Origin of the sequence: Fluviicola sp. (genome assembly GCF_030151805.1) — a bacterium.
In the GTDB taxonomy this organism is placed as follows: Bacteria; Bacteroidota; Bacteroidia; order Flavobacteriales_D; family Crocinitomicaceae; genus Fluviicola.
Map to the genome: position 1 here is coordinate 1 of NZ_JASLCN010000494.1, position 8,671 is coordinate 8,671.

Genomic DNA, 8,671 nt, shown 5'->3' on the forward strand with positions numbered 1-8,671 from the left:
ATGGTTTCAAGACCTTCTTTTCCCGTAAAAAAGGAATAAAATGACGTAATGAAATCCCCCACTTCACCAAACCAGATGGTCATTTCTTTATCTCCGCTCAGAATAAATGAGCGAACCAATCCTTCTTTTACAATTCCGACGGAATCTACGACAGATCCTCTTGTGTAAATTTTTTCATTCTTACTGAAACGACAAATCTCTGATATTTTAGCGAGTTCCATAGAAAGCTCGTCACTTAAAGTCAAATAACCCTTAAATGCTTCTTTAACGAACTCAGGATCTGTCATGTTTCAAGTTTAGACAAGTAAGTAAAAATAAACAGTGTACGAAAATATAGCTGATGATGCATTTTATTCGCTGTAGCGGAAGAATAAAATGATATCGAAATTGTTTCCGTTTATCACCGAATATACGATTTTGAGACCTAAATAAAGCTTCAAATTCCAATATTTTTTGACCTACATCAAATAAGCTTTCGGCATTCCTTGTTTTTCACGATAGCATAAAAAAAATACGGTAGCTTAACAGCTGTTTATCACTTTGATACAGCAAAGTAAAGAACCTATGCTATGAAAGAACTTATGCGGATAAAGCCGGGAATGCGGAAGTATTTTTCCGGTGCTTTAACATTGATTTTCATCTCATTTTCGAATCAATTAAGATCTCAGACGCTTTGCAATCCTCCGATTCCTGTCAATGCCGGAGCAGATGTCACTATTCCCTGCGGAGGAAGCGCAACCATCGGGGAAACGCCTACAACTCCAAATCCAGGCCCGATGGCTCCGGGCTGCACAACGCCAGGTCAGCTGACTCAAGGAGGCGGAGTTTACATCAACAATGTCTCAACAAGCGGAGGAATGAACGGAAACAATATCTCCAATTTGAATACCTTGATCGGAGGAATTGACCCGATGGGACCGAATGCCTGGCAAAGCGTCTGGTACAGTAATTACACGGCTCAAATTGTAGAATCCACTCCCGGAGGCACCTTTTATTTAACCGTTTCCGGACCGTCTCTTTACAACAATGCTCCGTATTCCTTCAGAATCTGGATTGACTGGAATAACGACGGAACCTTTGATAATGTTCCGGGAAGTGAATTAGTACATACCACTTCCATGACGAATTCCAATCCGGTTTCTTTCAGCACAATTCCGATCACCGTTCCGGCAGGTCAGCAAACCGGAATCTTCAGAATGAGAATCCGCGCCAAAGACAATGCTCCTTTTGTTCCTTCCGACAATGCCTGCACGTATGGAAATCCCCAGGGAATTATTGCACCTTATGCCGGATATACCGGAACTCAGACGGGAATGTATTGGTTCGCTTCTGAAATCGAAGATTATGGCGTAAAAATATCCGGATCAGGTTCTGGATCCGGCGGAAATTATACCTACTCATGGACTCCCACTACGAATCTAAGCAATCCGAATATTCCCAATCCAACGGCAAATCCGCCAACAACTACCGTTTACACTGTAACAGTGACGGACACTGTAAACAATTGCATCACAACAGATCAAGTCACCGTAACGGTCAATACCACAACACCCACATTTACGAATCCGGGACCACTTTGCCAGGGAACAGTTTTTACCTTACCAGCAAGTTCGAATGAAGGAATTTCCGGAACGTGGTCGCCGGCTGTCAATAACAATACAACAACAACTTACACCTTCACCCCCAACGGAGGACAATGCGCCGCAACCATTCAGATGACTGTTGTCATTAACAATGGAACAGTACCGGTATTCAACAATCCCGGGCCAATCTGCGCAGGAACCGCATATACCTTACCTACAACTTCGAATAACGGCATTACCGGAACCTGGTCACCGGCTATTGACAATACACAATCCACAACGTATACTTTCACACCCGATAATCCGGGATGTACTTCTTCCATGACAATGACTGTTTTGGTCAACAACCAGGTGATTCCTGCATTTACCAATCCGGGGCCGCTTTGTTCCGGAGTTACTTTTAATTTACCTGCAACTTCAAACAACGGAATAACGGGATCCTGGACTCCGGCAGTCAACAACACACAAACAACCATTTACACATTTACACCTGATACTGCAGCTTGTGTCACTTCGACAAATATGACTGTTGTCATTAATCCGGGGTTTGAACTCACGTTATCCGGAGACGGTGCTATTTGCCAGGGCGAAGAAATGCCGGTTGTCATGATCAAAGCCATCGGAGGTGCAGCGCCTTATACGTTTACATACAGTTTAAACAACGAATCCCCGCTTACAGTAATGTCCGGCCAAAACACGTCCGTTATCGACTTTGCAAATTATCCCGGATTCAATGCGAATACTCCCGGATGCTACGACATCACAATCAGCGGAAGCACTGCGGGCGGCTGTTCAAGCGGAAACACGACCTTTCCGGACTACCTGTGCGTGTACCCGAAACCAACGGCATCTTTTTCGGTCAGTTCAGGAAACAACGGGCTCTATTCGATGACAAATACGAGTACCGGAGCGACCAATTATGAATGGAATTTCGGAGATCATTCCATGGAAGAATACACGCAAAATACATCGCATCAATTCCCGAATGAAAGTTCTTCGAATTACACCATTGTGCTCATCGCAACCAATGATGCGGGATGCAGCGATACAACTCACAAAGTCATAACGATTGAAGAAGAACTTGTTTTTTATGTTCCGAACACATTCACCCCGGACGGAGACGAACACAACAATAATTTCAAACCTGTTATGACTTCCGGTTACGATCCTTTTAACTATCAAATGGAAATCTACAACAGGTGGGGCGAATGCATTTTCATTTCCAAAAATGCCGATGTGGGCTGGGATGGAACATACAACGACAAAATAGCCCAGGATGGTACTTACACCTGGAAAATCACTTTAAAACTCAAGCGAAATGATGATAAAGAGGCTTACGTCGGGCATTTGAACATCATCCGATAATCAACATGTTAACTCTCTGGTATAAACACTTCTAAAACAACTAAAAACCAACACATGAAAATTGCTCCTGCTTTCATTCTTCGTACGCTTTTTCTGATCGTTCTTTTCAGCACCTGCATGAACGAATCATTGTTTTCACAACCTGCCGGAATGCCGCCTTGCGCTCCAAGCACTGCTCCGGGAGAAAGTGCCTGTCTGGCAACTCCGATTTGTAATCTCAACGGATATTGTGGCCGTACGCTTTCCTCCTATACGGTCGATGCATGGCCTGCTTTGCAAAGCGCTATTATAACTTGCAGTACCAATGGCTGGGATCAGCTGGATATCAATAACGACAGTTATTTAAAGTTTGTTGCAGGATCAACCAGCATTTCGTTCGACGTATATGTGTATGATTGTATCAAACCTGTAACTACCAAAGCCATTCAGCTGGCTGTTTTTTCAGCAGCTAATTGTGGCAGCGGCCCGGTCGATGTGAAATATTGCAACAAGCAGATGAATCAGCAAAGTACCCCGCACAATGTGACCATCAATAACCTCATTCCCGGAGAAACGTATTACATTCTGATTGATGGTTATTCCAGCCAGAATTGTGCTTATTCTTTCGTGGCAACTTCAGGAGTCAGCACGGGGCTATCTGTCAATCTCAGTGAAACAACCATCTGTGCGGGTGAAAGTATCGACGCAACGGTCAGTGGCGGTTCCGGCACTTACGCCTGGTCCGGAGATAACGGTCTTGGAGCTACTTCAGGCTCTTCCATTACGATTACTCCTCCGGCAATTCCCGGAACGTATAATTACCATGTAGAATCTTCGGGATCAACTTCCGGCGGTACGCTTTTTTGTCCCACCTCAAGCGAATACGACTTTTCAATCACCGTATCCAACGGAAGTACTCCTACTTTCAATCCACCCGGAACAGTTTGTTCAGGTCAAAGCTTTACGCTTCCAACAACATCATTGGAGGGAATCAGCGGAACCTGGTCGCCCGCTGTAAACAACTCACAAACGACTACTTATACATTCATTCCCGCATCAGGATCATGTGCTAATACAGCTACTATGACGGTTGCGGTAAACAATCAGCTTACGCCAAACTTCAACAATCCGGGGCCATTGTGTCCGGGTGAAAACTTTACGCTTCCAACTACTTCACTGGAAGGAATCAACGGAACCTGGTCACCGGCCATCAACAACTCTCAAACGACGACATATACCTTCACTCCGGCATCCGGGCAATGTACCAATACAACAACCATGACAGTTGCGATAGGAAACCAAATTACACCAGGCTTTAACAATCCCGGTCCGTTGTGTTCCGGTCAAAGTTTTATGCTTCCCACTACTTCACTGGAAGGAATCAACGGAACCTGGTCGCCGGCCGTCAACAACTCACAAACGACTACTTATACCTTCACTCCGGCATCTGGTTCAGGATTATGTGCAGCCACTTCCGCAACAATGGAAATCGTGATCAATCCCGTACCTGTCGCAACTGCGCAAGGACAAAATATCTGTACCGGAGACGCCACGAATATCAGTTTAAATGCGAACATCCCCGGCACAACATTCTCCTGGACTGCTGCTGCTTCAAGTGTCTCCGGAGCCAGTAACGGATCAGGTAATGTGATCAACCAGGTCCTAACTTCAGGTAGCGGTGGAAATGTAGTATACACCATCATTCCCACTGCAGGAACTTGCGCGGGAAATCCGATCAATATCACTGTGAATGTCAATGCAACATTGCCCATCAGCATTCTGCCCGGAAACAGCAGTATTTGTCCGGGACAATTCGTTTCATTGACCGCATCGGGCGCGATTTCTTATACCTGGTTCCCGTCAGGTGGTTTAAATACTACAAGCGGCTCAACGATTACTGCTTCTCCGGCAACGACAACCACTTATACCGTGACCGGGGTTTCATCTTCCGGTTGCTCTGGGACAGAAACTGTCATCGTAACTGTTTTACCGGAACCCCTTGCAGATTTTATTCCTTCAGTGACCGCAGGCGAAGCTCCATTGGAAGTTGTTTTCCAAAATACATCCGTAAATGCAAACAGTTATATCTGGGATTTTGGAAACGGCCAGTCAAGTACCTCATCCAATCCAACCGTTTCTACAATCTATCATGATGCCGGAACTTATCCGGTTATTCTGACAGCAAGTAACGGATTGTGTACGGATTCCATCCGGATTACGATTCTTGTTACAGCAGCAGCTGATTTCCTGATCCACGTTCCGAATGTTTTTACCCCGAACGGCGATCATGTCAATGACGTTTTTTATATCGGAACTACGAATGCAAAAACAGTATTCGTTGAAATCTTCAATCGTTGGGGAAACAGCATGACTAAACTGGAAAAACCAACGGATACCTGGGATGGAGATAATGCTCCGGGAGGAGTTTATTACTACAACTACAAAATCACCGATCATTCCGATAAAATCTATGAAGGACAAGGTTTCTTTCACCTGGAACGGGGGAAATGATTTTCAAGAACTTTCAATAATGCTTTAATACCTGCTGCTACACAATTCAAAAGAAGGTCGACTCATACATGAATCGACCTTCTTACTAACCAGGTTTCAGTTGTGGTATATTTATTTTAATAAATTCACATGCCCCACATATTCGTGGTGCTTGTCCTTATTTCTTTCCTTAATAAGAATTTTCCAGGTATAAACACCTTCTTTACACAATTGCCCGATATACGTTCCATCCCAGCCAAAAGCAACATCGTGCGACTCGAATAAAACCTCACCCCAGCGGTCAAAAATCAAAAGCGTATAATTCTGTCCGTCAAAACCAGAGCTGAATACCGGGAAGAAGACGTTGTTGTGTTCATCGCCGTCAGGAGTAAAGGTATTCGGAACATAGAAGATCAATTCATCTATTACCGAAACAACCAACACAGCACTGTCGTTACATCCTGCCGGATTGGAAGCATACAGAATCACGTGATACACTCCTGGTGTTCCCGCATACTGATGCGTCGGATTGGTTTGACTGGAAGTTGTTCCGTCTCCGAATTCCCAGAAATAGGTTGTAGCATTTGTCGAATTGTTATCAAAACTAAACACCGGATTCAAAATGGATTGCTCAATCGTATTCACACCGAACGATGCATCCACTTCCGGATAGATTGTCACCATATTAGCGTTCGTCAGAGAATTCACACAACCGTTTCCATCTGTAATGGTTAAAGTCACATCAAACGTTCCGGCTGTATTGAATTGCTGCGTAATTGTTCCGCAACCGGTTTGCGTTCCTCCACCTTCAAAAGTCCAGACACAATTCACTGAATTCGGACTTGTATTGGTAAACGAGATCGAAACCGGAGCACAACCATTTGTTGCATTACTTGTAAATGAAACAAGCGGCAACGGATTAACCGTCACGACGACTACATCTGTGGCAATACATCCAAGTGGATTCGTTACTGTAACAGTGTATGAGCTGGTTCCGGCTGTTGAAGCATTTACCCGCGGATTGGAAATCGTAGCATCATTCAATCCCGTAGCCGGATTCCACGAGTAGGTATTTCCCGCAACCGGAGCCGAACCGATCTGGTTTCCTGTTGTTGAATTGAGACAAAGACTGATATCTGCCCCTGCATTGGCAACCGGGTTATTACTCACTCCGATTGTAAACGTGACACTCGATCCCGCACAACCGTTCAAAGTAGGCACAACGGTTACCGTTCCGCTGATTGGTGTTGTTCCCGGATTCGTTCCGGCGAAAGCAGGAATATCACCTGCTCCACTCGCTCCAAGTCCGATCGAAGTATTAGTGTTCGTCCATGCAAACGTTGATCCTGTTGGCGTGGAGGTGAAAGATGGAATCGCCACATTCCCATTCGGACAAACAACCACGTTTGCAACCGGATCCATCACCGGAATCGGGTTAACGGTAATGGTAATTGATCCTGTCAACGTGTTATTGCAAGACGCCGGAGCAGCAGATTGAGCTGAAACCAGCGTGTAGGTTGTTGTGGTATTCAAAACTCCTGTATTGACGGTTGCAGTTCCCGCTGCATTCAACGTAACAGTTGAATTTGCGGTTCCATTTGAATACGTTACGGCAGCATTGGGTGTTCCGGAAATCGTAAACGTCGTTGCCGAACCGGCACAAATGGTCGTTGCTCCCGAAATAGTTGCCGTTGGTAAAGGGTTAACAGTAAGCAAAGCCGTTTGAGAACAACCATTGCTGTTTGTATAAGTAATCGTTGTTGTTCCTCCCGAAACGCCGGTCACTAATCCGGTATTGGAAACGGTGGCAACAGCTGTATTGGATGATGCCCACGGGTTAGTAGCGTTAGCAGTTCCCGAACCTGTTAATTGGGTAGTTAATCCCACACAAACACTCAATGTTCCGGTAATCGTCGGCAGCGGATTGATTGTAACAACAGCCGTACTTTGACACGACGATGAATTCGTAAAGGTGATGGTTGCTGTTCCGGCCGAAACACCGGTCACTAAACCGGTATTGGAAACCGTCGCAACAGCGGTATTCGATGATGTCCACGGATTCGTCGCATTCGGTGTTCCGCTTGCGGACAATTGTGTCGTAGCTCCGACGCAGACTGTCAATGTTCCTGTTACTGCAGGATTCCCGACCACATTCAATGTCATTGTATTAGAACAGCCATTCGAATTGGTATACGTAATCGTCGTTGATCCGACTGAAACACCAGTTACTAAGCCTGCATTGGAAACAGTAGCTACAGCGGTATTCGAAGAAACCCACGGATTAGTCGCATTGGCAGTTCCGGAGCCTGTCAATTGAGAAGTTCCCCCCAGGCAAACATCGGAACCACTTACTGTAGGCAGCGAATTCACCGTTAAAATCTGATTATCCAGGCATCCGCTTGAGTTAGTGTAAGTAATCGTTGTTGTTCCGGCTGAAACTCCGGTGATCAAACCTGTATTGGAAACCGTTGCTACAGCCGTATTAGATGAAACCCACGGATTGGTAGCATTCGGAGTACCTGTTCCGCTCAATTGGCTTGTTCCGCCGATACAAACACTTAAAGTTCCTGTGATCGTCGCACCGGATGTAATTGTCACCGCTTGAGTTGCAGAACAACCGTTCGAATTGGTGTATGTAATCGTACTCGTTCCCGGATTCACTCCGGTTACCAATCCCGTGCTTGAAACGGTGGCAACAGCCGGATTGGAAGAGGTCCATGGATTCGTTACCGCAGCAGTTCCGCTTCCGGTCAATTGAGTCGTAGATCCGGCACAAGCTGTAAACACCCCACCGATTGTCGGAGTTGGATTAACAGTGATCACAGCGCTTCCCGTTTGATTCTGAGAACAGCTTGTGGCACTGGAAACACTTATCAGGTTGTAAGTAAATACACCCGTTGTTCCGGTTGGAGCGGTAACTGTGGCTGTAGCCCCCGCCCCGCTGCTCATCGTTTGATTGGCGCCACCATTGATGTTGTACGTAAATGTATAAGGAGCTGTTCCGTTCGCCCCCGTAAAAGTAATCGTAGGAGCCGTAGCATTCTGGCAAACAGTTACTGTTACGGAAATCGTTGCTGTTGGTAATAAATTAACCGTTACGGTAGCTGAGCCCGTTTGGTTTTGAGAACACCCCATTGCACTCGTCACACTTACCAAATTGTAAGTAAACGTTCCCGAAGTTCCGGTTGGAGCTGTAACCGTTGCGCTTGTTCCTGCTCCGCTACTCACTGTCTGGTTCGCCCCGCCGTTAATCG

General features: G+C 45.7%; 4 protein-coding genes. 2 read left to right on the forward strand and 2 right to left on the reverse strand.

Translation table 11 applies throughout. The features are described 5' to 3' along the window. Positions 1–287 (reverse strand): hypothetical protein (locus Q1V93_RS18820; RefSeq protein WP_300666936.1); only part of this gene is annotated, 287 nt, incomplete at its 3' end. A gap of 282 nt (positions 288–569) precedes the next feature. Between Q1V93_RS18820 and Q1V93_RS18825 the strand changes: the two genes are divergently transcribed. Both Q1V93_RS18825 and Q1V93_RS18830 read left to right on the forward strand, forming a co-directional pair. Further along, entirely contained in the window at positions 570–2,948 is a 2,379-nt protein-coding gene (locus Q1V93_RS18825) for a gliding motility-associated C-terminal domain-containing protein (RefSeq protein WP_300666937.1), read from the forward strand. A gap of 54 nt (positions 2,949–3,002) precedes the next feature. After that, the gene (locus tag Q1V93_RS18830; protein WP_300666940.1) at positions 3,003–5,438 is read left to right on the forward strand and encodes a PKD-like domain-containing protein; all 2,436 of its coding nucleotides are present in this window, start codon (positions 3,003–3,005) and stop codon (positions 5,436–5,438) included. Positions 5,439–5,549: 111 nt separating this feature from the next. Here the strand turns inward: Q1V93_RS18830 and Q1V93_RS18835 are convergent. Further along, positions 5,550–8,671: Ig-like domain-containing protein (locus tag Q1V93_RS18835; protein ID WP_300666943.1), on the reverse strand; the 3,122-nt coding region annotated here is incomplete at its 5' end.

Bases quoted from the DNA above. Each gene is read 5' to 3' on its own strand.
- Q1V93_RS18830 (WP_300666940.1), top strand. From the start codon at position 3,003: ATGAAAATTGCTCCTGCTTTCATTCTTCGTACGCTTTTTCTGATCGTT.
- Q1V93_RS18825 (WP_300666937.1), top strand. From the start codon at position 570: ATGAAAGAACTTATGCGGATAAAGCCGGGAATGCGGAAGTATTTTTCC.